The organism is Synechococcus sp. R55.7 (genome assembly GCF_047461955.1).
Classification (GTDB): domain Bacteria; phylum Cyanobacteriota; class Cyanobacteriia; order Thermostichales; family Thermostichaceae; genus Thermostichus.
On record NZ_JANSIC010000096.1, the window covers coordinates 6729 to 7881 of the forward strand.

Sequence of the window (1153 nt, forward strand, 5' to 3'; positions counted from 1 at the left end):
TTTATGCCGGTGGGAACTTTGGCCAACGTGAAAACCCTCACCCCGGCCCAGCTCAAGGAGACAGGTGCCCACATCATCCTCAGCAACACCTATCATCTCCACCTGCAACCTGGCGAAAGCATCATTCAAGCGGCAGGGGGGCTACACCGCTTTATGGGCTGGTCGGGCCCCATCCTTACCGACTCAGGGGGCTTCCAGGTCTTCAGCCTCAGCGCCATTCGCCAAATCAACGAGGAGGGAGTGACGTTCCGCTCTCCTCTCGATGGCCGAACGATCCACTTCACCCCAGAGCTATCCATCCAGATTCAAAATGCCTTGGGTGCCGATGTGATCATGGCCTTCGACGAGTGCCCGCCCTACCCTGCCAGCCCTGAGGAAGTGGAAGCAGCGGTGCGGCGAACCACCCAGTGGCTGAAACGCTGCGTGAAAGCCCATCGCCGCTCAGATCAGGCTTTGTTTGGCATTGTGCAGGGGGGAGTTTACCCTGAGCTGCGCCGGCGGGCGGTGGAAGAGGTCTGTCGGTTGGATCTGCCGGGCTATGCCATTGGCGGGGTGAGTGTGGGGGAGCCGGTCGAGTTTATGCACGCCGTTGTGCGGCAAACAGCCCCTCTACTGCCGGCAGATCGCCCCCGTTATCTCATGGGGGTGGGCACCTATGCAGAGATGCGGGCCGCCGTGGCCGCCGGAGTGGATTTGTTTGACTGCGTGATCCCCACCCGCTATGCCCGCCATGGCACGGTGATCAGCCGGGGCAAACGCTGGAACATCAAAAATGCCGAGCACCGCCGCAGCCTGGATCCCATCGATCCCGACTGTCCCTGCTACACCTGCCGCCACTTCAGCCGAGCCTACTTGTGTCACCTCATCCGCGCGCAAGAGATCCTGGGCTACACTCTGCTCTCCATCCACAACATCACAGAGCTGATGCGCTACACCCAGAAGATGCGTCAGGCCATCTTGGAAGGCCAATTTCATGAGCACTGGGATCCCTGGAGCTAAGCCGGTCAGGAGATTTCTCTGGAAATATCCGATCCATCCTAGTTCACTAGATACTCCAATATCCCGTGTATATACTTAAATTATCCCATGTAGCCGCAGGAAGGAGTCAGATCATGGCTATCCGAACCCTCAGCAGCGTGATTGAACAGCACAT

Annotated in this window: 1 protein-coding gene; it reads left to right on the forward strand. The window is 58.6% G+C overall.

Going from position 1 to position 1153, the window contains the following annotated elements:
- Positions 1-999: tRNA guanosine(34) transglycosylase Tgt (tgt, locus tag NW820_RS06760; RefSeq protein ID WP_414407048.1), on the forward strand; the 999-nt coding region annotated here is incomplete at its 5' end.
- Between the last annotated feature and the right edge of the window lie 154 nt (positions 1000-1153).